Here is a 23,297-nt window from a genome sequence, read left to right as displayed (position 1 = left end):
CGCCGACCTCAGTTGGAACCGAAGTCGTAGTCCTCCAGCGGGATCGCCTGGAACTCGGCGGGAGTGGAGTTCTCCTCCGCGTAGCTGAAGTCCGAGAACGAGCCCGGCTCCGTGAACAGCGAGGCCTTCGCCTCGTCCGTCGGCTCCACGTCGATGTTGTTGTACCGCGCGAGCCCGGTGCCGGCCGGGATCAGCTTGCCGATGATCACGTTCTCCTTGAGGCCCACCAGCGGGTCGGACTTGCCCTCCATGGCCGCCTGCGTGAGCACGCGGGTGGTCTCCTGGAAGGACGCGGCCGACAGCCACGAGTCGGTGGCCAGCGAGGCCTTGGTGATGCCCATCAGCTCCGGACGGCCGGCGGCCGGACGGTTGCTCTCGGCCACGGCCCTGCGGTTGGCCTCCAGGAAGCGCACGTTCTCGACGAGCTCGCCCGGCAGCAGGTCCGTCTCGCCGGACTCGATGATCGTCACGCGGCGCAGCATCTGCCGCACGATGACCTCGACGTGCTTGTCGTGGATGCCCACGCCCTGGGAGCGGTACACGCGCTGCACCTCGTCCACGAGGTGCTTCTGCGCCTGCCGCGGACCGCGGATGCGCAGCACCTCCTTGGGGTCGACGGCGCCCGAGACCAGCTGCTGGCCGACCTCGACGTGGTCGCCCTCGGTCACGAGCAGCTTGGCGCGGCGCAGCACCGGGTACCCGATCGCCTCGTCCCCGTTGTCCGGGGTCACGACGAGCTTCAGGGCCTTCTCGGTGTCCTCGATGCTGACCCGCCCGGCGACCTCCGAGATCGGCGCGACGCCCTTGGGCGTGCGGGCCTCGAAGAGCTCCTGGATGCGGGGCAGACCCTGGGTGATGTCGCCGTCCGAGGATGCCACGCCACCGGTGTGGAACGTGCGCATGGTGAGCTGCGTGCCCGGCTCGCCGATGGACTGCGCGGCGATGATGCCCACGGCCTCGCCGATGTCCACCAGCTGGTTGGACGCCAGCGAGCGGCCGTAGCACGCCGCGCACACGCCCACCGCGGACTCGCAGGTCAGCACGGAGCGCACGCGCACCGTGTCCGCCCCGCCCGCGAAGAGGGCGCTGATGAGCCCGTCGGAGAGGTCCGTGCCGGCCTCGGCCAGGATCTCGCCGTTGGCGTCCACCACGTCCACCGCGAGCACGCGGCCGTGCACGGTGTTCTCGATGTCCTCGTGCAGCACGCGGGAGCCGCTCTCCTGCACGTCGGCGAGCGGGAGGTTCAGGCCGCGCTCCGTCATGCAGTCCGCCTCCCGCACGATGACGTCCTGGGAGACGTCGACGAGACGACGGGTCAGGTACCCCGAGTTCGCCGTGCGCAGCGCGGTGTCGGCCAGGCCCTTGCGGGCACCGTGGGTCGCGATGAAGTACTCCAGCACCGACAGGCCCTCGCGGTAGGAGGACTTGATCGGGCGGGGCATGATCTCGCCCTTGGGGTTGGACACGAGCCCGCGGATGCCGGCGATCTGGCGGACCTGCATCCAGTTGCCCCGGGCGCCGGAGGACACCATGCGGTTGATGGTGTTCAGCGGGGACAGGTTCGCCTGCATGGCGCGGGCGACCTCGTCCGTGGCCTTGGTCCAGATGTCGATGAGCTCCGAGCGGCGCTCGTCGTCGTCGATCAGACCGCGGTCGTACTGGCCCTGGATCTTCGCGGCCTGCGCCTCGTAGCCCTCCATGATGGCGGGCTTCTCCGGCGGGGTCGCGATGTCCGAGATCGCCACGGTCACGCCCGAGCGGGCCGCCCAGTGGAAACCGGCGTCCTTGAGCTCGTCCAGCGTGTGCGCCACGGTGACCATCGGGTACCGCTCCGCGAGATCGTTGACCAGCGCGGACAGGTGCTTCTTGTCCGCGACGGCCTCGTCCCAGGGGTAGTCCTCGGGCAGGGTCTCGTTGAACAGCACCCGGCCCAGCGTGGTCTGCACCAGCACCGGCTGACCCGGCTCCCAGCCCTCGGGGGCCTCCCAGCCCTCGAACGGCACGAAGTCGTCCAGCTCGATCCGGCACAGCGCGTTGAGGTGCAGCTTCCCGGCGTCGTGGGCCATGATCGCCTCGGCCACCGAGGAGAACGAGCGGCCCTCCCCCTCCTCGCCCTCGCGGACGGTGGTGAGGTGGTACAGCCCGATGATCATGTCCTGCGAGGGCAGGGCGATCGGCTTGCCGTCCGAGGGCTTCAGGATGTTGTTCGAGGACAGCATCAGGATGCGCGCCTCGGCCTGGGCCTCGGGGGACAGGGGCAGGTGCACGGCCATCTGGTCGCCGTCGAAGTCGGCGTTGAACGCGCCGCACACGAGCGGGTGGAGCTGGATGGCCTTGCCCTCGACGAGCTGCGGCTCGAACGCCTGGATGCCCAGACGGTGCAGGGTGGGGGCACGGTTGAGCAGCACGGGGTGCTCGGTGATGACCTCCTCGAGCACGTCCCACACCTGGGGGCGGTAGCGCTCGACCATGCGCTTGGCCGACTTGATGTTCTGCGCGTGGTTGAGGTCCACGAGCCGCTTCATCACGAACGGCTTGAACAGCTCGAGCGCCATCTGCTTGGGCAGACCGCACTGGTGCAGCTTCAGCTGCGGGCCGACCACGATGACCGAGCGGCCGGAGTAGTCGACGCGCTTGCCGAGCAGGTTCTGCCGGAACCGGCCCTGCTTGCCCTTGAGCATGTCGGACAGCGACTTCAGCGCCCGGTTGCCCGGCCCGGTGACCGGGCGGCCGCGGCGGCCGTTGTCGAACAGCGAGTCCACGGCCTCCTGCAGCATCCGCTTCTCGTTGTTGACGATGATCTCCGGGGCGCCCAGGTCCAGCAGGCGCTTGAGCCGGTTGTTGCGGTTGATCACGCGCCGGTAGAGGTCGTTGAGGTCCGACGTGGCGAAGCGGCCGCCGTCGAGCTGGACCATCGGGCGCAGTTCCGGCGGGATCACCGGGACGGCGTCCAGGACCATGCCCAGCGGGGAGTTGTCCGTGGTCAGGAACGCGTTGACGACCTTGAGCCGCTTCAGGGCACGGGTCTTGCGCTGGCCCTTGCCGGTGGCGATGGTCTCCCGCAGGAACTCGGCCTCCGCCTCGAGGTCGAAGGTCTCGAGGCGCTTCTTGATCGCCTCGGCGCCCATCGAGCCCTCGAAGTACATGCCGTAGCGGTCCACCATGACGCGGTAGAGCGCCTCGTCGCCCTCGAGGTCGTTGACCTTGAGGTTCTTGAAGCGGTCCCAGACCTGCTCGAGGCGGTCGATCTCCAGGTTGGCGCGCTTGCGCACGTTGGCCATCTGGCGGTCGGCGGAGTCGCGGAGCTTGCGCTTCTCCGCGGCCTTGCCGCCCTCCTCCTCGACCCGGCCGAGCTCGGTCTCGAGGTCGCGGGCGATCGCGGCGATGTCGGAGTCGCGGGTGGACTCCATCTGCGCCTTCTCGCGGTCCACGGCGGCCTGCAGGTTCGGCAGGTCGTCGTGGCGGGCGTCCTCGTCCACCGACGTGATCATGTACGCCGCGAAGTAGATGACCTTCTCCAGGTCCTTCGGGGCGAGGTCCAGCAGGTAGCCCAGCCGCGAGGGCACGCCCTTGAAGTACCAGATGTGGGTCACCGGAGCGGCGAGCTCGATGTGGCCCATCCGCTCACGGCGCACCTTGGCCCGGGTGACCTCCACGCCGCAGCGCTCGCAGATGATGCCCTTGTAGCGCACGCGCTTGTACTTGCCGCAGTAGCACTCCCAGTCCCGGGTGGGACCGAAGATCTTCTCGCAGAACAGGCCGTCCTTCTCGGGCTTGAGCGTGCGGTAGTTGATGGTCTCCGGCTTCTTGACCTCGCCGTAGGACCAGGTCCGGATGTCCTCGGCGGTCGCAAGACCGATCCGCATGAGGCCTAGTGAAGATTCGTTGGACATGAGGGTCCTTTATCTCTTTCTCTAAGAAAAGTTGACGTCTCGTCGGGGTGGAACGAGAGGGATCAGACCTCTTCGACCGAGCTGGGCTCGGAGTGCGAGAGATCGATGCCCAGTTCCTCGGCCGCCCGGAAGACCTCGTCATCCGAATCGCGCATCTCGATGGTGTTGCCGTCCGCCGAGAGCACCTCGACGTTCAGGCACAGTGACTGCATCTCCTTGATGAGGACCTTGAAGGACTCGGGGACACCCGGCTCGGGGATGTTCTCGCCCTTCACGATGGCCTCGTAGACCTTCACGCGCCCGTGCACGTCGTCGGACTTGACCGTCAGCAGCTCCTGCAGCGTGTAGGCGGCGCCGTACGCCTCGAGCGCCCAGACCTCCATCTCGCCGAAGCGCTGGCCGCCGAACTGCGCCTTACCGCCCAGCGGCTGCTGGGTGATCATGGAGTACGGGCCGGTGGAGCGCGCGTGGATCTTGTCGTCCACGAGGTGGTGGAGCTTCAGGATGTACTGGTAGCCCACCGACACCGGGTCCGGGAACGGCTCGCCGGAGCGGCCGTCGAACAGCCGGGCCTTGCCGGACCGGTCGATCAGCCGCACGCCGTCGCGCGTCGGGTTGGTGTGGTCGAGGAGGTCGAAGATCTCCTCCTCGCGCGCGCCGTCGAACACCGGGGTGGCCACGTTCGTGGGGCCGGACTGCTTCGGGAAGTTCGGCAGCCGGTCGAGCCACTCGGGGTCGCCCTCGATGTTCCAGCCCTGCTTCGCGAGCCAGCCGGTGTGCACCTCGAGGACCTGCCCCAGGTTCATGCGGCCGGGCACGCCCAGCGGGTTGAGGATGATGTCCACGGGGGTCCCGTCCTCGAGGAACGGCATGTCCTCCAGAGGCAGGATCTTCGAGATGACGCCCTTGTTGCCGTGGCGGCCGGCGAGCTTGTCGCCGTCCGTGATCTTGCGCTTCTGCGCCACGTACACCCGGACCACCTGGTTGACGCCCGCGGGCAGGTCGTCGTCCTCGTCGTCGCGGTCGAACACGCGCACGCCGATGACGGTGCCGGACTCGCCGTGGGGCACCTTCAGGGACGTGTCGCGCACCTCGCGGGACTTCTCGCCGAAGATCGCCCGCAACAGGCGCTCCTCCGGGGTCAGCTCGGTCTCGCCCTTCGGGGTGACCTTGCCCACGAGGATGTCGCCCGCCTGGACCTCCGCGCCGATGTGGATGATGCCGCGCTCGTCGAGGGCGGACAGCACCTCCTCGGACACGTTCGGGATGTCCCGGGTGATCTCCTCGGCGCCCAGCTTGGTGTCGCGGGCGTCGATCTCGTGCTCCTCGATGTGGATCGAGGTGAGCACGTCCTCGGAGACCATGCGCTGGGAGAGGATGATCGCGTCCTCGTAGTTGAGGCCCTCCCAGGACATGTAGGCGACCAGCAGGTTCTTGCCCAGGGCCAGCTCGCCCTGGTCCGTCGAGGGGCCGTCGGCGATGACCGAGCGCTCCTCGACGCGCTCGCCCTCGGAGACGATGACGCGCTGGTTGTACGTGTTGCCCGGGTTGGAGCGCGTGAACTTGTTGATCGGGTAGACCGTGGTCGTCCCGTCGTCGTTGAGCACGCGCACGAGGTTCGCCGAGACCTCCTCGACCACGCCGGCCTTGCGCGCCAGCACGGAGTCCCCGGCATCCAGGGCCGCGTAGCGCTCCATGCCGGTGCCCACGAGCGGGGCCTCGGACTCGAGCAGCGGCACGGCCTGGCGCTGCATGTTGGCGCCCATCAGCGCGCGGTTGGCGTCGTCGTGCTCCAGGTACGGGATGAGGGCGGTCGCCACGGACACCATCTGGCGCGGGGAGACGTCCATGAACTGCACGGCGGTCGGGTCGACCAGCACGGCCTCGCCCGAGCCGTCGGCGGCGCGCGCCAGCACGGCGTCCTCGGCGAACCGGTTGTCCGGGCCCAGCGGGGCGTTGGCCTGGGCGATCGTGACGCCGCGCTCGTCGTCGGCGGTGAGGTACTCGACGTCGTCGGTGACCAGGCCGTCGACGACCTTGCGGTACGGGGTCTCGATGAAGCCGAACGGGTTGATCCGCCCGTAGGTCGCCAGCGAGCCGATGAGGCCGATGTTGGAGCCCTCAGGGGTCTCGATCGGGCACATCCGGCCGTAGTGCGACGGGTGGACGTCACGGACCTCCATGCCGGCGCGGTCGCGGGAGAGACCGCCCGGGCCGAGCGCGGACAGGCGGCGCTTGTGGGTCAGGCCCGCGAGCGGGTTGTTCTGGTCCATGAACTGCGACAGCTGCGAGGTGCCGAAGAACTCCTTGATCGCCGCCACGACGGGACGGATGTTGATCAGGGTCTGCGGGGTGATCGCCTCGACGTCCTGGGTGGTCATGCGCTCGCGCACCACGCGCTCCATCCGGGACAGGCCCGTGCGGATCTGGTTCTCGATCAGCTCGCCCACGGCGCGGATGCGGCGGTTGCCGAAGTGGTCGATGTCGTCGACGTCCACGACGACCTCGCGGGGCTCGCCGTCGCGCACGCCCTTCATGGTGCCGCCGCCGGCGTGCAGGGTCACGAGGTAGCGGATCATCGCGACGATGTCGTCGACCGAGAGCACGGAGGCGTCCTCGTCCTCGAACGCCTTGTCGAGGCCCAGCTTCCGGTTGATCTTGTAGCGGCCCACCTTCGCGAGGTCGTAGCGCTTGGAGTTGAAGTACATGTTGTCGAGCAGCGCCTGCGCGGCGTCGACCGTGGGCGGCTCCCCCGGGCGCAGCTTGCGGTAGATGTCCAGCAGCGCGTCCTCGCGGGACTCGACGGTGTCCTTCTCGAGGGTCGCCCGGATGGAGTCGAACTCCCCGAACTCCTCGAGGATGCGGGACTCGCTCCAGCCGAGGGCCTTGAGCAGCACGGTCACCGACTGCTTGCGCTTGCGGTCGAGGCGCACGCCCACCTGGTCGCGCTTGTCGATCTCGAGCTCGAACCACGCGCCGCGGGACGGGATGATCTTCGCGGAGTAGATGTCCTTGTCCGAGGTGCGGTCCTGGCCGCGCTCGAAGTAGGCGCCCGGCGAGCGGACGAGCTGGGAGACGACGACACGCTCGGTGCCGTTGATGACGAAGGTGCCCTTCTCGGTCATCAGCGGGAAGTCGCCCATGAACACGGTCTGCTGCTTGATCTCGCCCGTGTTGTTGTTCATGAACTCGGCCTTGACGTACAGGGGCGCCGAGTACGTGGCGTCCCTGTCCTTGCACTCGTCCATCGTGTACTTCGGGTCGTAGAACTCCGGCTCCGAGAAGGACAGGGACATGGTGCCCTGGAAGTCCTCGATCGGGGAGATCTCCTCGAAGATGTCGGACAGGCCGGAGGTGCGGGCGATGCCCTGCTCCCCGGTCTCGATGGCCTGCTGGACGCGGGCCTGCCACCGCTCGTTGCCGACGAGACGGTCGAAGCTGTCCGTCTGGAGGGCCAGCAGGTTCGGCACGTCCAGCGGTTCATGGATCTTGGCGAAGGAGATGCGGCGCGGGATGTTCCCGTCGGCCGGTCGGTTAGCGGTTACGTTCGAATCGGTGCTCGAGGCGACCAAGATGGATTCCTTCCACAGACCTGCAGTTGAATCGCGCAGTTCCCGAATCGGGGATACGGGTGGGCGAGGGCCGGCTGACTGACGATGCTGGTTCGCTCCCCGGGGCGCCCACCGCTATATGAAGGCACGCAGAATGAGGGACAACGCAAAGATCCAGCATAGACCCGAAGCGCGGCTCTGTCCACACGAGTGGTGGACGCGGGCGTCCACCACTCGTAGGATGGGAGATTTTCGTGCTCCGGGTCTCAGAGCCCCCACGCGAGGAGCGCACGGCCGCGACGCCGGGTCGGCGCCGCGCCCGCCTCGACCCGGCCGCTCACCGGGTGGTCTCCACGATCCCGCCCTCGACGGTCTCTGCGGCCGTCGCCGGGGCCACGGAGGAGGCCTCGACGGTCTCGTCGGCGGGCGGCGGGCCCTCGACGGCGAACGCCTCGATCGGCGGGCAGCTGCAGACGAGGTTGCGGTCGCCGGCGGCGTTCTCCACCCGGCCCACGGGCGGCCAGAACTTGGTCAGGCGCAGCTCGGGCAGCGGGTAGGCGGCCCGGGAGCGCGGGTAGGTCCGGTCCCACTCGTCGGCCGTGAGCACCTCCGCGGTGTGCGGGGCGTGGCGCAGGACCGAGTCCTCGAGCGCCACCTCGCCCTCCGCCACGGCGGTCATCTCCGCGTGGATCGCGCGCATCGCGTCCACGAACCGGTCCAGCTCCGCGAGGTTCTCGGACTCCGTGGGCTCCACCATGAGCGTGCCCGCCACGGGGAACGCGAGGGTGGGCGCGTGGAAGCCGTAGTCGACGAGCCGCTTGCACACGTCCTCCGCGGTCACCCCGGAGGCCTTGGTGAGCGCGCGGAGGTCCAGGATGCACTCGTGGGCCACGAACCCGCCGGGGCCGGTGTAGAGGGTCGGGAAGACGTCGGCGAGCCGGGTGGAGACGTAGTTCGCGCTGAGGATCGCGGTGCGCGACGACGCGGTGAGCCCCTCCGCGCCCGTCATGGCGATGTACATCCAGGTGATCGGCAGCACCCCGGCCGAGCCGTAGCGGGCCTGGGACACGGGGAACGTCCACTCGTCGCCGTCCACCGCGCCGGGGTCCCCGGGCAGGAACGGCACGAGGTGCTCCGCGACGCCCACGGGGCCCACGCCCGGTCCCCCGCCGCCGTGCGGGATGCAGAAGGTCTTGTGCAGGTTGAGGTGGGAGACGTCCCCGCCGAAGCGGCCCGGCCGGGCCAGGCCCATGAGGGCGTTGAGGTTGGCGCCGTCGACGTAGACCTGGCCGCCCGCGGCGTGCACGGCGGCGCACACGTCGGTGATCTGCTCCTCGAACACCCCGTGCGTCGAGGGGTAGGTGACCATGATGCCCGCGAGCTCCTCCCCCACGGTCCCGATCTTCGCGGCGAGGTCCTCCATGTCCACGGAGCCGTCCCCGGCGGTGGCCACGACCACGACCTTGAGGTCGGCGAGCACCGCGGAGGCGGCGTTGGTGCCGTGGGCCGAGGACGGGATGAGGATCGTCTTGCGCTGCCGGTCGCCCCGGGAGAGGTGGTAGCGGCGGATCGCGAGCAGCCCGGCGAGCTCGCCCTGGGACCCCGCGTTGGGCTGGACGGAGACCGCGGCGTAGCCGGTGATCTCCGTGAGCCAGGCCTCGAGCTGGGTGATGAGCTCACGCCAGCCGGCGGTCTGCTCCTCGGGGGCCAGCGGGTGGATCGAGGCGAGCTCGGGCCAGCTGATGGGCTCCATCTCGGCGGCGGCGTTGAGCTTCATGGTGCAGGAGCCCAGCGGGATCATGGTGCGGTCGAGGGCCAGGTCCTTGTCCGCGAGGGCGCGCAGCCAGCGCATCATCGCGGTCTCGGAGCGGTGCAGGGTGAACACCGGGTGCATCAGGTAGGAGTCGGTGCGCAGCAGCTCGGCCGGGAGCTCCCAGTCGGCCCCCGCGCCGCCGTCGTCCGTGGCCGCAGCGGCGAACGCGGCGAGCACGGCGTCGACGTCCTGCTCGTCGTGGGGCTCCCCGACCGACACGGACACGTGGTCCGCGTCGGCCCGGCGCACGTTGATCCCGCGCTCCGCGGCGGCCGCCACGACGGCGTCGGCGCGCCCGGGGACCTCGGCCAGCACGGTGTCGAAGAACCGGTCGTGGACCACCCGGACGCCGGCGGCGACGAGCCCGGTGGCCAGGCGGGCGGCCAGCGCGTGCACCCGGTCGGCGATGGCGCGCAGACCGTCCGGGCCGTGGTAGGCGGCGTAGGCACCGGCCACGATGGCCAGGAGGGCCTGGGCGGTGCAGATGTTGGAGGTGGCCTTCTCCCGGCGGATGTGCTGCTCACGGGTCTGCAGGGCCAGCCGGTAGGCGGGACGGCCGGAGGAGTCGGTCGAGACGCCCACCAGGCGCCCCGGCAGGTTCCGCTCGAGGCCCTTGCGGCAGGCGAGGAACGCGGCGTGCGGCCCGCCGAAGAACAGGGGCACCCCGAAGCGCTGGGCGGAGCCCACGGCGATGTCCGCCCCCTGCTCCCCCGGGGAGCGCAGCAGGGTGAGGGCCAGCAGGTCGGTGGCCACGGCCACGAGCGCACCCCGGGCGTGCGCCGCCTCGGCGGTCTCGGCGAGGGGGACCACCTCCCCGTCGACGCCCACCTGGCTCAGGACCACGCCGAAGAGGTCGCCCTCGGGCAGCCCCTCGGCGAGGTCGGTGACGACCAGCTCGATGCCCACGGCCCGGCAGCGCCCGCGGAGCACGGCGAGGGTCTGGGGCAGCGTCCGGGCGTCCACGACGACGCGCCGGCTCGAGGCCTTCCGGTTGGACCGGCGCATCATGAGCACGGCCTCGGCCACCGCGGTGGCCTCGTCCAGGAGGGACGCGTTCGCCAGATCGAGACCGGTGAGGTCCATGACGGCGTTCTGGAACGTCAGCAGCGCCTCCAGGCGGCCCTGGGAGATCTCGGGCTGGTACGGGGTGTAGGAGGTGTACCAGGCGGGGTTCTCGAGGATGTTGCGGCGCAGCGCGGGCGGGGTCACGGTGTCCGCGTAGCCCTGCCCGATCATCTGGGTCATCACGCGGTTCTTCGCGGCGACCCGGCGCAGGGCCGAGAGCGCCTCGTGCTCCGACAGCGGAGGGGGCAGCTGCAGGGGTTCGTCCGAGGCGATGGCGGCGGGGACCCCGCGGGCGACGAGCTCGTCGAGATCCGCGGCGCCGACGACCTGGAGCATGCTCCGGATCTCGGCGGCGTCCGGTCCGAGGTGGCGTGGCAGGAAGGACAAGGTCAGCTCCTCGTGGTTCGGGACCCCGTGGGGCCCGTCCGACCTCCCCGCTGAAGTTCCTGACCGGAGAGGTCTCACCGGCCGGTGCGGACCGCCTGCACCGTCGGCGGTCTCCCGAGCGGGCCGGCGGCGGGGGCGGTGACCTCTTCAGCGTGGCCTGCTCGCAGCGTACCGGGGACCGGGAGAAGCTCGGGAGAGCCTGCTCCCTCGGCGCCGCCCGGGACGCGGACGACGTCGGACCTCTCGCTGCGCGTGGGCGGCCGATGTGGTTGTGCGCCCAGTCTCCCACAGACCGGCCGAGCACGGCACGAGGCCCCGGACGCCGTGCGTCCGGGGCCTCGCAGGAGCGTTCGGGAAGGAACGCGTCCGGGTCCTGCTGGGGTCCTACTTGAGGGTGACGGTGGCGCCGGCGCCCTCGAGGGCCTCCTTGGCCTTCTCGGCGGCCTCCTTGGTGGCGCCCTCGACGACAGCCTTGGGGGCCGAGTCCACGAGGTCCTTGGCCTCCTTGAGGCCGAGGGAGGTCAGCGAGCGGACCTCCTTGATGACCTGGATCTTCTTCTCGCCGGCGGCCTCGAGGACGACGTCGAACTCGGTCTGCTCCTCGGCCTCCTCGGCGGCGGCGGCCGGAGCGGCGGCACCGGCGACGGCCACGGGGGCGGCTGCGGTGACGTCGAAGGTCTCCTCGAAGGCCTTCACGAACTCGGAGAGCTCGATGAGGGAGAGCTCCTTGAACGCGTCGATCAGTTCAGCGGTGGTGAGCTTGGCCATGGTTGTGGCTCCTTTTCGATGGTGTGCCCCGGCCGGGTTCGTCGGCGCGGGACGGTCTGGTTCCGTGGTGAGAATGTGCCTCGCGGCGGGGGTGCTGGTCAGGCGTCCTGCTCCTCGACCTTGGCGCGCAGCGCCTCGGCCGTGCGGACGGTCTTCGACAGCGGGGCCTGGAACAGCGCCGCGGCCTGGGACAGGGACGCCTGGGCGGCACCGGCCACCTTGGCCAGCAGCACCTCGCGGGACTCGAGGTCCGCGAGCTGCTTGATCTCCGCGTCGCTGAGGGCCTTGCCCTCGAGGTAACCGCCCTTGACGACGAGCTGCGGGTTCGCCTTGGCGAAGTCACGCAGGCTCTTGGCGGCCTCGACGGGGTCCCCCGAGATGAAGGCGATCGCGCTCGGGCCGGCGAGCTGGCCGTCGAACGCGTCGATGCCCAGCTCCTTGGCCGCGATCGCGGTCAGCGTGTTCTTCACCACGGCGTATTCGGCGTTCTCACCGAGCGAGCGGCGCAGCTCCTTGAGCTGGGCCACGGTGAGGCCGCGGTACTCAGTCAGGACAGCGGCGTCCGAGTTGGAGAACATCTCCTTCAACTCGGCGACCGCGGCTGCCTTTTCCGGGTTCGCCATGGTACTCCTTCCGGTCTTCGATGCCGGCCGCTGCCGGAAGGTCCCGGGCACAGAAAAAGCCCCGCGCAGATGCCCGGGGCTCGGCGTCGCGGCCCGTGCAGGACGGGACGTGCTCGCTGTGCTGGTTCACCTGCGCTGGCGGTTCCTGGCGGAACTCTTACGGCTGTCCTCCCGTACCGCGCACTCCGAAACGAGGCGCACGAGGCAGAAGAACAACGACCGGCGGTCTTTGGTACGCCCCAGGCTACCGGAGGGCCAGGCCCCGGCCAAATCGGCTCCGGAGCGGCCCGGGAACCGCCCGATGATCTTCGCAGCCGGGCCGGGGGCCGGCCCGGCATCCGGCTCAGGCCGAAGGGAAGTCGCGGGTCCAGACGCCGCTGCGCCCGGCCACGCGGAAGCCCAGCCGGGCATTGACCCGGCTCATCCGGTCATCGCCGCTGTGGCTCCAGGAGTAGACGGTGCGCACGCTCGGGGCCAGCCGCTCGAGCTGCTGCAGGTTGGCCAGCTTCAGCCGGGTGGCGAGCCACCGGCGGCGGTGCTCGCGCAGGACCACGGTCTCGTCCTGCATCCCGATCGGCGGCTCCTCCCCCGCCAGGACGATCTCGGTCATCCCGACGAGCCGTCCGGTGGGCTCGTGCTCGGCCACGGCCACGAGGGAGAGGTTGCCCGCCTCGGCGCGCAGCTGGTCGGTCCGACGCACCCGCTCGGCGTCCCAGGGGTCGTGCTCGACGGCGGCCACCGGGGCCAGGAAGGAGTCGGACGCCATGCGCGAGTGCAGGGCCGCGAGCTCGTCGAGCCGCTCCTCGGGGGCCGGGCCGCTCCAGATGTGGATCCGGTACGGCTCCTGCGCCGGCGCGGCCTCGACCTCGCGCAGCAGGGCCTCGACACGCTCGGGCGGCAGCGGCACGTCCAGCACCCCGAAGTCGCTGACCGACTCGAGCCGGTAGCCGGCGCTCAGGGCGAAGCGGGTCTGCCGGTTGGACACGGGCAGCCGGCCCGACCCGTCGGCGGCGTCCACCCACTCGACCATCCCGGGCGTGATCACCGGGAAGACCCCGGTGACGCTGCCGTCGCCCTGGATCTCCTCGGGGCCGGGGTGCTCGGTCTGGATCCGCAGGTGCCGGCGGGACTCCCCGACGGCCAGCTGCTCGGCGGCCGCCAGCAGCTCGCTGCCGGTGCCCTGCGAGGTGACGTCGGGGTCCACGTCGACGGTGATGTGGGCGGAGTCGGTGAGCGTGACGAGGGGCATCCGCACCTCGGCCCGCCCCGCGAGCCGGTCCTTCGCCCAGGCGAGCAGGACGACCACGCGCTCGAAGGGGTCCAGGAGGTCCCGGTAGAGCTCCTGGGCGTCACCGGTGAGATCCGAGATCCCCCACACGTGCTGCCGGGACCGGCGCACGAGATCGGCGACGCGCCCCAGGAGCTCCTGCGCGGCGTCGTCGAACTCGTCAGGGATGCGCATCTGCTCGATCCGCACTGGGGGGTGCTCGCTCACGTGGGGGATCTCCGTTCCGTGGGCGCCGGCGGACGCCCGTCGGCTGCTGGGTCGTGGGAGGGGTGGTCCCGTCGGACGGGAAGGGGCCCGGCCGCATCGGCCGGGCCCCCACCCGTCGGAGCCCCGCGGGCTCCGGTGCACGGCGTCAGGCGCCGACGACGACCTCGGTGGCGTTCGGGTCGACCGGGATGCCCGGGCCGAACGTGGTCGAGACGGTCGCCTTCGTGATGTAGCGGCCCTTCGACGCGGAGGGCTTCAGGCGCAGGATCTCCTCGAGAGCGGCGCCGTAGTTCTCCGCGAGCTTCTCGAGCTCGAAGGACGTCTTGCCCACGATGAAGTGCAGGTTCGAGTGCTTGTCGACGCGGAAGTCGATCTTGCCGCCCTTGATGTCGTTGACGGCCTTGGTCACGTCCATGGTGACGGTGCCGGTCTTGGGGTTCGGCATCAGGTTGCGGGGGCCGAGGACCTTGCCCAGCCGGCCGACCTTGCCCATCATGTCCGGGGTCGCCACGGCGGCGTCGAAGTCGGTCCAGCCGCCCTGGATGCGGGCGATCAGGTCGTCGGAGCCGACGTAGTCGGCCCCGGCCTCCTCCGCGGCGGCGGCCTTGTCGCCGGTCGCGAAGACGACGACGCGGGCGGTCTTGCCGGTGCCGTTGGGCAGGTTCACGGTGCCGCGGACCATCTGGTCGGCCTTGCGGGGATCCACACCGAGGCGGAGGACGACCTCCACGGTGGAGTCGGTCTTCGCGGTGTCGAGCTCCTTGGCCAGGGCCACGGCCTCGGCCGGGGCGTACAGCGTGTTCTCGTCGATCTTGGCGGCGGCCGCCTGGTATGCCTTGCTGCGCTTTGCCATCTGCTTCTTCTCCTTGTGCAGTTGTGGTCTGCGGGCCGCGCTCGGCCCTGCCACGTCAATAACGGTGGGTGGTGTCAGCCGAGGCTGATCACTCGACCTCGATGCCCATGGAGCGGGCGGTGCCGGCGATGATCTTCGCGGCGGCGTCGAGGTCGTTGGCGTTGAGGTCTTCCTTCTTGGTCTCGGCGATCTCGCGGACCTGGTCCATGCTGAGCTTGCCGACCTTCTGGGTGTGCGGGACACCCGAGCCCTTGGCGACGCCGGCGGCCTTCTTGATCAGCTGCGCGGCGGGCGGGGTCTTCGTGACGAAGGTGAACGAACGGTCCTCGTAGACCGTGATCTCCACCGGCACGATGTTGCCGCGCTGGGACTCCGTGGCCGCGTTGTAGGCCTTGCAGAATTCCATGATGTTGACGCCGTGCTGACCGAGGGCCGGACCCACGGGGGGCGCCGGGTTGGCGGCGCCTGCCTGGATCTGCAGCTTGATCAGGCCGGAGACCTTCTTCTTCTTGGGAGCCATGTGCTGGTCCTTCTTCTGCTGGACGTACCGGCGCACAGGAGCGTACGGCGGTGGATGGCCGCCGTGGCGCGGCGGCCGGGCGGCCCGGCGGCGAAGCATGCACCGCGGGGCCGGGAACTGGGGCGGGCCGGAGCGGCCCGCGGGGCTCAGATCTTGGAGACCTGGTTGAAGCCGAGAGTGACGGGGGTCTCGCGCTCGAAGATCGACACGAGGACGACCAGCTGCTGGGACTCCACCTTGATCTCGGAGATGGTGGCGGGGAGGGTCTCGAACGGGCCCTCCTTGACGATGACGGACTCGCCGACCTCGAAGTCGACGTCGATCTGGGGCTGCGCGCTGGGCTGGGCGGCGGAGTCGGCGCCCGCGCCCTGCGGTGCCTCGAAGACCGGGTTGAGCATCTCGAAGACCTCGTCGAGGCGCAGCGGCACGGGGTTGTAGGCGTCCTGGCCGACGAAGCCGGTGACGCCCGGGGTGTGGCGGACCGCGCCCCAGGAGGCGTCGGTGAGGTTCATGCGCACCAGCACGTAGCCGGGGATCCGCACCCGGCGCACGATCTTGCGCTGGGCGTTCTTGATCTCGACGACCTCCTCCATCGGCACCTCGATCTGGAAGATGTCGTCCTCCATGTTGAGGGACTGGATGCGGGTCTCGAGGTTCGTCTTCACGCGGTTCTCGTAGCCGGCGTAGGTGTGGATGACGTACCAGTCACCCTCCTGGCGGCGCAGCTTCGACTTGAACTCCTCGACGGGGTCCACGGCGGGAGCCGCGTCCTCGGCGGCGGGGGCCTCCTCGTCGACCGGTGCCTCCCCGTCGGAGGGGGCCTCGTCGGCGGCCGGCTCGGCGGGAACCTCGTCGGCGACCGGGGCCGCCGCGGCGTCGTCCGGCTCGTGGGCGGCCGCGAAGTCGTCCTCCTGCACGGAGGTCTCGGCCTCCGGCAGCTCCGGAGCCTGCTGGTCGACCTCGGCCGGTGCCTCGGTGCCGTTTTCGAGCTCGTGCTCGGTCACTGGTTCTCCCTCAAGTTCTTTCGTGGATGTCGTGCTCTGCTGGGTCACGGTGCCCGGCCGCGCCGGTCCGTGCGCCGCCCGGATCAGCCGGCGGCGTCCCCCTGCCCGAAGATCCACAGGGCGGCCTGGCCGAACGCCAGGTCCAGGACCGAGATGAGCACCATCATGAACGCGACGAACACGAGGACGACCAGGACGTAGTTGACCAGTTCACGCCGGGTGGGGGTGACCACCTTGCGGAGCTCCCCGACGACCTGGCGCAGGAACAGGAACAGGCGCCCGAAGACGCTGCGGGGGCTCTCCGCCCCCTGCTCCGGGGGCTGGCCCGACGCGCGGCCGGCGGTGGTCTGCGACATCGGCTCTCCCTGTGTGGACTCGTGCGTGCCGCGCAGTGCTGCCGGCCCGCCGTCGCCGCGGCGGCTCCCGGCACCCCGGTGAGGGGCGCCGGGGACCACCCCGGACTGGAGCAGGGCAGACAGGACTCGAACCTGCAACCTGCGGTTTTGGAGACCGCTGCGCTACCAATTGCGCCACTGCCCTACGTGCCTCGCGGCCTCCGCCGGCGTCGGAACGCCGGCCTCGATCGCTCGGACCCGGTCACCGACTCTACCATCCGGCCCCGCCGCGACGGCGCGGCCGAGCAGGCGTCGATGACACCAGTGGACCATCCTAGGCGACCCGGGCGGCGGGGTGCAATCCGGGCGGGCGCGGCGGCCGGGGGGACGGGCCCGCGGTCCGGACCCCCGAGTAGCATGGGGGCGTCCGCACCGCCGTCCCCGCACCCGGCGGAGACCGTCCGTTCCCCTCCAGGAGGCCCCCGGTCATGACCACGTCCCGCATCTCCCGGCGCGTCGGCGCCATCGCAGAGTCCGCGACGCTCGCCGTGGACGCCAAAGCGAAGGCGCTCAAGGCCGCCGGCCGGCCCGTGATCGGCTTCGGCGCCGGGGAGCCCGACTTCCCGACCCCCCAGTACATCGTGGAGGCCGCCGCGGCCGCCCTCCAGGACCCGGCGAACTTCCGGTACACGCCGGCGGCGGGCCTGCCCGCGCTGCGGAAGGCGGTGGCCGAGCAGACCGCCCGGGACGACGGGTACGCGGTGGAGCCCTCCCAGGTGCTCATCACCAACGGTGGCAAGCAGGCCGTGTTCCAGGCCTTCGCGACGGTCGTGGACGAGGGCGACGACGTGCTGCTGCCCGCCCCGTACTGGACCACCTACCCCGAGGCCATCAAGCTCGCCGGCGGCAACCCGGTCGAGGTCTTCGCCGGACCGGAGCTCGGCTACAAGGTCACCCCCGAGCTGCTCGAGGCGGCGTGGACCGAGCGCACCAAGGCGCTGCTGTTCTGCTCGCCGTCGAACCCCACGGGCGCCGTGTACTCCCCCGAGGAGACCGCGGCCGTGGGCCGCTGGGCGGCGGAGAAGGGGATCTTCGTGCTGACCGACGAGATCTACCAGCACCTCACCTACGACGGCGTGCCCTTCACCTCGATCGCCGCCGCCGTCCCGGAGCTGGGCGAGAACGTGGTCATCCTCAACGGCGTGGCCAAGACGTACGCGATGACCGGCTGGCGGGTGGGCTGGATGATCGGGGCCCCCGACGTCATCAAGGCGGCCACGAACCTGCAGTCCCACCTGACGTCCAACGTCAACAACGTGGCCCAGCGGGCCGCGCTCGCGGCCGTGTCCGGGCCCCTCGACGAGGCCCACCGGATGCGGGAGGCCTTCGACCGCCGCCGCCGGGTCATGGTCGAGGCCCTCAACGCCATCGACGGCGTGGAGTGCCCCACCCCGACCGGCGCGTTCTACGCCTACGCGGACGTGCGCGGTCTGCTCGGCCGGCGGTTCGGCGACGCGACGCCGCAGACCTCCGCCGAGCTCGCCGAGCTGATCCTGGAGGAGGCGGAGGTGGCCGTGGTGCCCGGCGAGGCGTTCGGCCCCTCCGGCTTCCTGCGCCTGTCCTACGCCCTCGGCGACGACGACCTCGCCGAGGGCCTGCGCCGGCTCCAGGAGTACCTGGGCGGCGCCGCGTGAGCGCCGCGACGGACGTCCTGGGCACCGCCGTGGCCGCGGCGGAGCAGGTGCCCGCGGCGGCGCTCGTGACCGCGGGACTGATCGGCGGGTACGCCACCGCCCGGGCGACCGGCGTCCGTCCCCTGGGCGGGGTGGTGCTGGCCGCCGCGGGTGCGGCGGCCGCCCACACGTGGTGGCGCCGCGGCGGGCCGGGGACCACCGCGGCGCTCGGCGGGCTCTACGTCCTGGGCTTCGGGCTCTCCCACCCGCTGGCCAAGCGGATCGGGGCCTGGCCCTCGGTCCTGGCCGTGACCGCCGTCAACGCCGCCGCCAACACCGTCCTGGTGGACCGCCCCGGTCGCTGACCCCCGACCGTCCTGCGCCGCCGTCCGGCCCCGGATGGGGACGGGCGGCGGCGTCGTCCCGTGCGCCCGGACCGCGGCTCAGTCGCCGACGGCCTCCAGGCCGCGGCGGACGATCAGCGGATCGGTGGGATAGACCACGTCCGGGTCCTTGTCCTCGTAGTCGAACTGGTCCAGGAAGAAGCGCAGCGCGTTGATCCTCGCCCGTTTCTTGTCGTTGGACTTCACCGTGGTCCACGGGGCGTGGTCGGTGTCCGTGCGCAGGAACATCTCCTCCTTCGCCTCGGTGTAGTCCTCCCACCGGTCCAGGGAGGCCAGGTCCATGGGAGAGAGCTTCCACCGGCGCACGGGGTCGATCTGGCGGATCGCGAACCGGGTGCGCTGCTCGTGCTGGGTGACGGAGAACCAGAACTTGGTGAGGTGGATGCCGGAGTCCACGAGCATCTTCTCGAAGACGGGCGCCTGGGCCATGAACTGCTCGTACTGCGGGTTCGTGCAGAAGCCCATGACGCGCTCGACGTTGGCGCGGTTGTACCAGGAGCGGTCGAACATGACGATCTCCCCGGCGGTGGGCAGGTGCTGGATGTAGCGCTGGAAGTACCACTGGCCCCGTTCCCGGTCCGAGGGCTTCGTGAGGGCGACGACGCGGGCCGCGCGCGGGTTCAGGTGCTCGGTGAACCGCTTGATGGTCCCGCCCTTGCCGGCGGCGTCCCGGCCCTCGAACACGATGACGTGCTGGAGGTCGTGGTCCTGTCCCCAGTACTGGAACTTCAGCAGCTCGATCTGCAGCTGGTACTTCTCCAGCTCGTACTCCTCCCGGCTCATCCGCTCGTCGTACGGGTAGTCCTCCCGCCACGTCTCCACCGCCGAGCCCCCGGGATCGATGAGGTCGGGGTCCGGGGACTGCCCGTCCCGCACCGTGTACCCCTGGTCGACCAGCTTGTCGATGAACTCCCGCAGGTTCTCCCGGGCCGGTTCCTTGTCCTCGTTCAACGCCACCCCTCCTTCCGGGCCCGGTGGGGCCCTCCCCGGCAGTCTAGGCCCGGGGCGGCGGGCAGCGGTGCCGGAGCCAACACGTCCGGGGCCGCCCCCGCCGCCGGGGCCCGGACTCACTAGACTGGGCCTGCCGGAGCACGTCCGGCCGCCACGCACGCCCCGCCCACCCGGAGGAGACTGTACGGATGAAGATCGGACTGCTGACCAGCGGCGGGGACTGCCCCGGGCTCAACGCGGTGATCCGCGGCGCCGTGCTGCACGGGATCAAGACCTACGGCCACGAGTTCGTGGGCTTCCGCGACGGCTGGCGGGGGGTGCTCGAGGGCGACATCATGGACCTGCCCCGCACCCGGGTCCGAGGTCTGGCACGGGAGGGCGGGACCATCCTGGGCACCTCCCGCACCAACCCCTACTCCGGGCCCGGCGGAGGGCCCGAGAACATCGGGGTGATGCTCGAGCGCCACGCGATCGACGCGATCGTCGCCATCGGCGGGGAGGGCACGCTGGCCGGGGCCAAGCGCCTGGCCGACGCCGGGCTGCCCGTGGTCGGGGTGCCCAAGACCATCGACAACGACCTGCAGGCCACCGACTACACGTTCGGCTTCGACACCGCCGTGTCCATCGCCACCGACGCCATGGACCGGCTGCGCACCACCGGGGAGTCCCACCACCGGTGCATGGTGGCCGAGGTCATGGGCCGCCACGTGGGGTGGATCGCGCTGCACTCGGGGATGTCCGCCGGCGCCCACGCGGTGCTGATCCCGGAGCAGAAGGTCTCCATGGACCAGGTCTGCGCCTGGGTGCAGGAGGTCTACGACCGGGGCCGGTCCCCGCTGGTGGTCGTCGCGGAGGGGTTCATCCCCGAGGACCGGGAGGACGTGCTGGCCGGGAAGGGCACCGAGGCCGACGGGCGTCCGCGCCTGGGCGGGATCGGGGAGTACGTCACGCAGGAGATCGAGCGGCTCACCGGGATCGAGACCCGCAACACCACGCTCGGGCACATCCAGCGCGGGGGCGCCCCCACGGGCTTCGACCGGGTGCTGGCCACCCGCTTCGGGATGTCCGTGGTCGACCTGGTGCACGAGAAGCAGTGGGGCCGGATGGTCGCCATCCGCGGCACCGACATGGTCCGCGTGGACTTCGCCGAGGCCCTCGAAGGCCTCAAGACCGTCCCCCAGGACCGCTGGGACGAGGCCCGCGTCCTCTTCGGACGCTGAGGCGGGCGGCGACCCCGGGTGCGCGGTCCACGGGCTCGCGCACCCGGGGTTCGTGGCTCGGGCTCGGGCTCGGGCTCGGGCTCGGGCTCGGGCTCGGGCTCGGGCTCGGGGCGGAGTCTACGGGCGCGCGTCCCGGGCGCCGCGGAGGAAGCCCGTCTGTCGGCCGACCACCTGGCCGGCGTCCGGGGGGACGACGACCTGCTGCGCCGCGGCCCACCGCTGCTCACCGTCGGTGACGACGAGCTGGGCGGCGGGGTCGACGGTGCGCTTGAGCACGGCCAGCGCGACGGGCCCCTGCTCGTGGTGCAGCTGCACGGAGGTGACGCGCCCCACCGTGCGCTCTCCCGCGACCACGTCGGCTCCCGCGGCGGGCAGCGTGTGCTCCGAGCCGTCGAGGTCGAGCAGCACCAGCCGGCGGGGCGGGTGCCCGAGGTTGTGCACCCGCGCGACGGTCTCCTGGCCCTTGTAGCAGCCCTTGGACAGGTGCACGGCGGTGCGCAGGAGGTCGAGCTCGTGCGGGATCGTCCGTTCGTCCGTCTCGGCGCCCCAGCGCGGGCGCCACGCGGCGATCCGCAGCGCCTCGGCGGCCCAGGAACCGGCGAGCGGGAGGTCGAGGGTCAGGGCGTCGAGCTCGTCGCGGGGCACGAGGTGCTCCCACCAGGTGCGCTCCTCGCCGGGGTGGGGGCCGTCGAGGACGGCGTAGCTCCATCCGCCCGGGGCGACGTGGGGCCAGGGGTCCCGCCACACGACCGTGGCGGGCAGGCCGGGCACGGGGCCCGTGGCGCCGAGCACGGCCCACTGCCCGGTGCGGTCCTCGATCTCGACGCGCAGCGCGAAGCGCATGGACTCCAGCCACGCCACGAGGGGCGCGGTCTCGTCGGCCTCGGTGAGCAGCCAGGTCGTGGCGCCGTCGTCCACCACGTGGGGGGCGTGCTCGATCCGCCCCTGGACGGACAGGAAGAGGGTCTCGGCGCTGCGACCGGGCTCGAGCCCGGTGAGCACCTGCGAGGAGAGCGTGGTGAGCCAGCTGAGCCGGTCGGGCCCGGTGACGGTGACGACGCCCTTGTGGGAGAGGTCCACCACGGTGCCGGGGGTCCGCACGAGGGAGCGCTGCTCCCGCAGCGGGTCGCCGTAGTGTGCGGCCACCCCGCGGTCCAGGCCCTCGGCCTCGACGGCGCCCGGTCGGTGGAGCAGGGGGGAAAGGTGCTCGGTCACGGAGGTCAGCCGATCTTCCGCAGCTGCGCGGAGGCGTGGGTGGTCAGGGGCTCGCCGAGGGCGGCCATGTCCCAGGCCCAGAACAGGTCGCCGTGGACCAGGCCGTACATGCGGGTCGAGGAGCTGTACTCCTTGGCCCCGCGGGCCCGGATCACGGCGTCGGTGGCGAGATCGATCCGGGGGCCCTTGATCTGCCCGGCGTAGAGCTCCGCGACGCCACCGGGGTGGGTCAGGGTCACGAGGACGTCGAAGCCGCCGTCCGTGTTGCGCATCCGCTCCACGTCCTCGGCGCCCTGGAGCACGGGCACGAGGTCCGGCGGGAGCATCCCGGGGCCCACGTCCCCGTCCTCGAGCGTGCGGTCGAGCTGCCAGAAGCCCTGTTCCACGGTGGCCGGGCGCATCGGCTGCCCCTCCTCGTCGAGGAGCGTGGTCTGCGCCTGGTACTCGAGGAACGGCAGTCCGTTCTGCTCGAAGGTCACGCGCTGCCGGAACGGCCGCTGCTCGACCTCTCCGTAGCCCATGAAGCCGTCGCCCTCCCAGGTGCCCAGCAACCAGGCGAACGGGACGAGCTCCGGCAGCAGATCCGAGGGGATCTCGATCGGCACGGGACTAGTGCTGTCCCTTGAACAGACCGAGGACCACCTTCAGGGAGATCCCGGCGATGAACAGGCCGGAGATGCCGAGCAGGGCGAGGTAGAAGATTTCGAGTGCAAGCATGGCCCTAAACTACCACGGTGCTCACCAGCCGGGCAGTGAACACGGCCCCCACCCCGAGGAACGCCACGGGGGTCACGCCGAGGACCACGACGCCCCGCTTGGGCGAGCTCTTCGGGGCCGCCGCGATGACGCGGCCGCCCACGAGGGCCACCAGCGCGGCCAGGACCGCCCCGACCATCACGAGCAGGGCCGGGTCCGGGCCGCTGGCCCGGTAGTCGCCGGCCAGGGCGATCCAGCCGGAGGAGCTGACCGCCGCGAGCACTCCGGCCGTCGAGGCGATCGCGGACTCGAGCCGGTGCTCGGCGCCCTCGCCGCGCACCAGCTCCGCCGCGAACACGGTCATCAGGGCCACCCCGACGACGGCGGGCAGCCACACGAGCTGCTGGCCCGGCAGGAACTGCACGAGCAGGGCCGCGACGACACCGGCGGCTGTCATGATCACGTTGTGGCGGTGCCTCGCCGCGATGCCGGTGGCCGCCGGCCAGCCGAACCCGATGACCACGGACATCCCGAGAGCCAGCAGCAGCGGCGCGGGCCCGGCGACCGCGACCGCGAGCAGGGCCGCCACGAGGCCGACCACGCTGCACACGGCGATCATGGCGTATCTCATGGCGATCGGGTTCCTGCACTGTCGAGGGTCGGGACGTGCGCCCGGGCGGACACGAGCAACGATAGCGGCTCGCCGCGGGGCGCGGGCGGAGTGCCGGGGCGGGGTGGAGCGCCGGGAACAGGGCGGACCGCCGGGCGGATCCGGGCCGGGGACGCTCCGGGCCGGGGGGCTCGCGGGGCCGGTCGCCCACCCGCACCTAT

Annotated in this window: 17 protein-coding genes and 1 tRNA gene; 3 read left to right on the top strand and 15 right to left on the bottom strand. The window is 71.3% G+C overall.

The window, feature by feature from the left end; translation table 11 throughout:
- Positions 1-8: 8 nt before the first annotated feature.
- The 11 genes from ACFYE3_RS03075 to ACFYE3_RS03025 form a co-directional block, all read right to left on the bottom strand.
- A complete protein-coding gene (locus ACFYE3_RS03075) occupies positions 9-3,893 on the bottom strand; it encodes a DNA-directed RNA polymerase subunit beta' (RefSeq protein ID WP_368830419.1) in 3,885 nt (1,294 codons plus the stop codon).
- A 62-nt stretch (positions 3,894-3,955) separates the two neighbouring features.
- The gene (gene rpoB / locus ACFYE3_RS03070; protein ID WP_368820422.1) at positions 3,956-7,465 is read right to left on the bottom strand and encodes a DNA-directed RNA polymerase subunit beta; all 3,510 of its coding nucleotides are present in this window, start codon (positions 7,463-7,465) and stop codon (positions 3,956-3,958) included.
- A 316-nt stretch (positions 7,466-7,781) separates the two neighbouring features.
- Positions 7,782-10,709 (bottom strand): aminomethyl-transferring glycine dehydrogenase, encoded by a 2,928-nt coding sequence (gene gcvP / locus ACFYE3_RS03065; protein WP_387605057.1) that lies wholly within the window; start codon positions 10,707-10,709, stop codon positions 7,782-7,784.
- 384 nt (positions 10,710-11,093) lie between these two features.
- Positions 11,094-11,477, bottom strand: coding sequence for a 50S ribosomal protein L7/L12 (rplL, locus tag ACFYE3_RS03060; RefSeq protein WP_368820424.1), 384 nt, complete (start codon positions 11,475-11,477; stop codon positions 11,094-11,096).
- Between the two features lie 98 nt (positions 11,478-11,575).
- A complete protein-coding gene (gene rplJ, locus ACFYE3_RS03055; protein ID WP_058872511.1) occupies positions 11,576-12,100 on the bottom strand; it encodes a 50S ribosomal protein L10 in 525 nt (174 codons plus the stop codon).
- A 343-nt stretch (positions 12,101-12,443) separates the two neighbouring features.
- Positions 12,444-13,595, bottom strand: coding sequence for a GNAT family N-acetyltransferase (locus ACFYE3_RS03050; RefSeq protein ID WP_387605058.1), 1,152 nt, complete (start codon positions 13,593-13,595; stop codon positions 12,444-12,446).
- 145 nt (positions 13,596-13,740) lie between these two features.
- Positions 13,741-14,448 carry a 50S ribosomal protein L1 gene (rplA, locus tag ACFYE3_RS03045; protein WP_368830423.1) on the bottom strand — a complete coding sequence of 236 codons (708 nt, stop codon included), beginning with the start codon at positions 14,446-14,448 and terminating at the stop codon, positions 13,741-13,743.
- Positions 14,449-14,536: 88 nt separating this feature from the next.
- Positions 14,537-14,968, bottom strand: coding sequence for a 50S ribosomal protein L11 (gene rplK / locus ACFYE3_RS03040; protein WP_368830424.1), 432 nt, complete (start codon positions 14,966-14,968; stop codon positions 14,537-14,539).
- A 146-nt stretch (positions 14,969-15,114) separates the two neighbouring features.
- Positions 15,115-15,972, bottom strand: coding sequence for a transcription termination/antitermination protein NusG (gene nusG, locus ACFYE3_RS03035; RefSeq protein ID WP_387605059.1), 858 nt, complete (start codon positions 15,970-15,972; stop codon positions 15,115-15,117).
- 83 nt (positions 15,973-16,055) lie between these two features.
- Positions 16,056-16,328 carry a preprotein translocase subunit SecE gene (gene secE / locus ACFYE3_RS03030; RefSeq protein ID WP_387605060.1) on the bottom strand — a complete coding sequence of 91 codons (273 nt, stop codon included), beginning with the start codon at positions 16,326-16,328 and terminating at the stop codon, positions 16,056-16,058.
- A gap of 111 nt (positions 16,329-16,439) precedes the next feature.
- Positions 16,440-16,512 (bottom strand) — tRNA-Trp (locus ACFYE3_RS03025).
- 283 nt (positions 16,513-16,795) lie between these two features.
- Between ACFYE3_RS03025 and ACFYE3_RS03020 the strand changes: the two genes are divergently transcribed.
- Both ACFYE3_RS03020 and ACFYE3_RS03015 read left to right on the top strand, forming a co-directional pair.
- A complete protein-coding gene (locus ACFYE3_RS03020) occupies positions 16,796-18,001 on the top strand; it encodes a pyridoxal phosphate-dependent aminotransferase (protein WP_387605061.1) in 1,206 nt (401 codons plus the stop codon).
- Positions 17,998-18,345, top strand: a complete 348-nt coding sequence (locus ACFYE3_RS03015; RefSeq protein WP_387605062.1) for a hypothetical protein — start codon at positions 17,998-18,000, stop codon at positions 18,343-18,345. Before ACFYE3_RS03020 ends, ACFYE3_RS03015 begins: the two co-directional genes overlap by 4 nt.
- Positions 18,346-18,423: 78 nt before the next feature.
- Here the strand turns inward: ACFYE3_RS03015 and ppk2 are convergent, their stop codons facing one another.
- On the bottom strand, positions 18,424-19,341 hold the full coding sequence (gene ppk2, locus ACFYE3_RS03010; protein WP_387605063.1) for a polyphosphate kinase 2: 918 nt from the start codon (positions 19,339-19,341) through the stop codon (positions 18,424-18,426).
- 182 nt (positions 19,342-19,523) lie between these two features.
- Between ppk2 and ACFYE3_RS03005 the strand changes: the two genes are divergently transcribed.
- Positions 19,524-20,555 (top strand): 6-phosphofructokinase, encoded by a 1,032-nt coding sequence (locus ACFYE3_RS03005; protein WP_387605064.1) that lies wholly within the window; start codon positions 19,524-19,526, stop codon positions 20,553-20,555.
- Positions 20,556-20,672: 117 nt separating this feature from the next.
- On the opposite strand, the gene ygfZ is transcribed toward ACFYE3_RS03005, so the two are convergent.
- The 3 genes from ygfZ to ACFYE3_RS02990 all read right to left on the bottom strand — a co-directional run bounded on the left by ygfZ (position 20,673) and on the right by ACFYE3_RS02990 (position 23,097).
- Entirely contained in the window at positions 20,673-21,770 is a 1,098-nt protein-coding gene (gene ygfZ, locus ACFYE3_RS03000) for a CAF17-like 4Fe-4S cluster assembly/insertion protein YgfZ (RefSeq protein ID WP_387605065.1), read from the bottom strand.
- Positions 21,771-21,775: 5 nt separating this feature from the next.
- Positions 21,776-22,375 carry an FABP family protein gene (locus tag ACFYE3_RS02995; RefSeq protein WP_387605066.1) on the bottom strand — a complete coding sequence of 200 codons (600 nt, stop codon included), beginning with the start codon at positions 22,373-22,375 and terminating at the stop codon, positions 21,776-21,778.
- Positions 22,376-22,491: 116 nt separating this feature from the next.
- Complete coding sequence (locus ACFYE3_RS02990) at positions 22,492-23,097, bottom strand: hypothetical protein (RefSeq protein ID WP_387605067.1); 606 nt, start codon at positions 23,095-23,097, stop codon at positions 22,492-22,494.
- Between the last annotated feature and the right edge of the window lie 200 nt (positions 23,098-23,297).

It is taken from the genome of Kocuria arenosa (assembly GCF_042879215.1).
Lineage (GTDB): Bacteria > Actinomycetota > Actinomycetes > Actinomycetales > Micrococcaceae > Kocuria > Kocuria arenosa.
The sequence above is the reverse complement of the archived record's forward strand: the minus strand, read 5'-3'. Positions and strand labels throughout refer to the sequence as shown.

Coding starts and splice junctions, on each gene's coding strand:
- rplA (WP_368830423.1), bottom strand. CDS start 14,448: ATGGCAAAGCGCAGCAAGGCATACCAGGCGGCCGCCGCCAAGATCGAC.
- secE (WP_387605060.1), bottom strand. CDS start 16,328: ATGTCGCAGACCACCGCCGGCCGCGCGTCGGGCCAGCCCCCGGAGCAG.
- ACFYE3_RS03075 (WP_368830419.1), bottom strand. CDS start 3,893: ATGTCCAACGAATCTTCACTAGGCCTCATGCGGATCGGTCTTGCGACC.
- ACFYE3_RS03005 (WP_387605064.1), top strand. CDS start 19,524: ATGAAGATCGGACTGCTGACCAGCGGCGGGGACTGCCCCGGGCTCAAC.
- rplL (WP_368820424.1), bottom strand. CDS start 11,477: ATGGCCAAGCTCACCACCGCTGAACTGATCGACGCGTTCAAGGAGCTC.
- ACFYE3_RS03020 (WP_387605061.1), top strand. CDS start 16,796: ATGACCACGTCCCGCATCTCCCGGCGCGTCGGCGCCATCGCAGAGTCC.
- rplK (WP_368830424.1), bottom strand. CDS start 14,968: ATGGCTCCCAAGAAGAAGAAGGTCTCCGGCCTGATCAAGCTGCAGATC.
- ACFYE3_RS02990 (WP_387605067.1), bottom strand. CDS start 23,097: ATGAGATACGCCATGATCGCCGTGTGCAGCGTGGTCGGCCTCGTGGCG.
- rplJ (WP_058872511.1), bottom strand. CDS start 12,100: ATGGCGAACCCGGAAAAGGCAGCCGCGGTCGCCGAGTTGAAGGAGATG.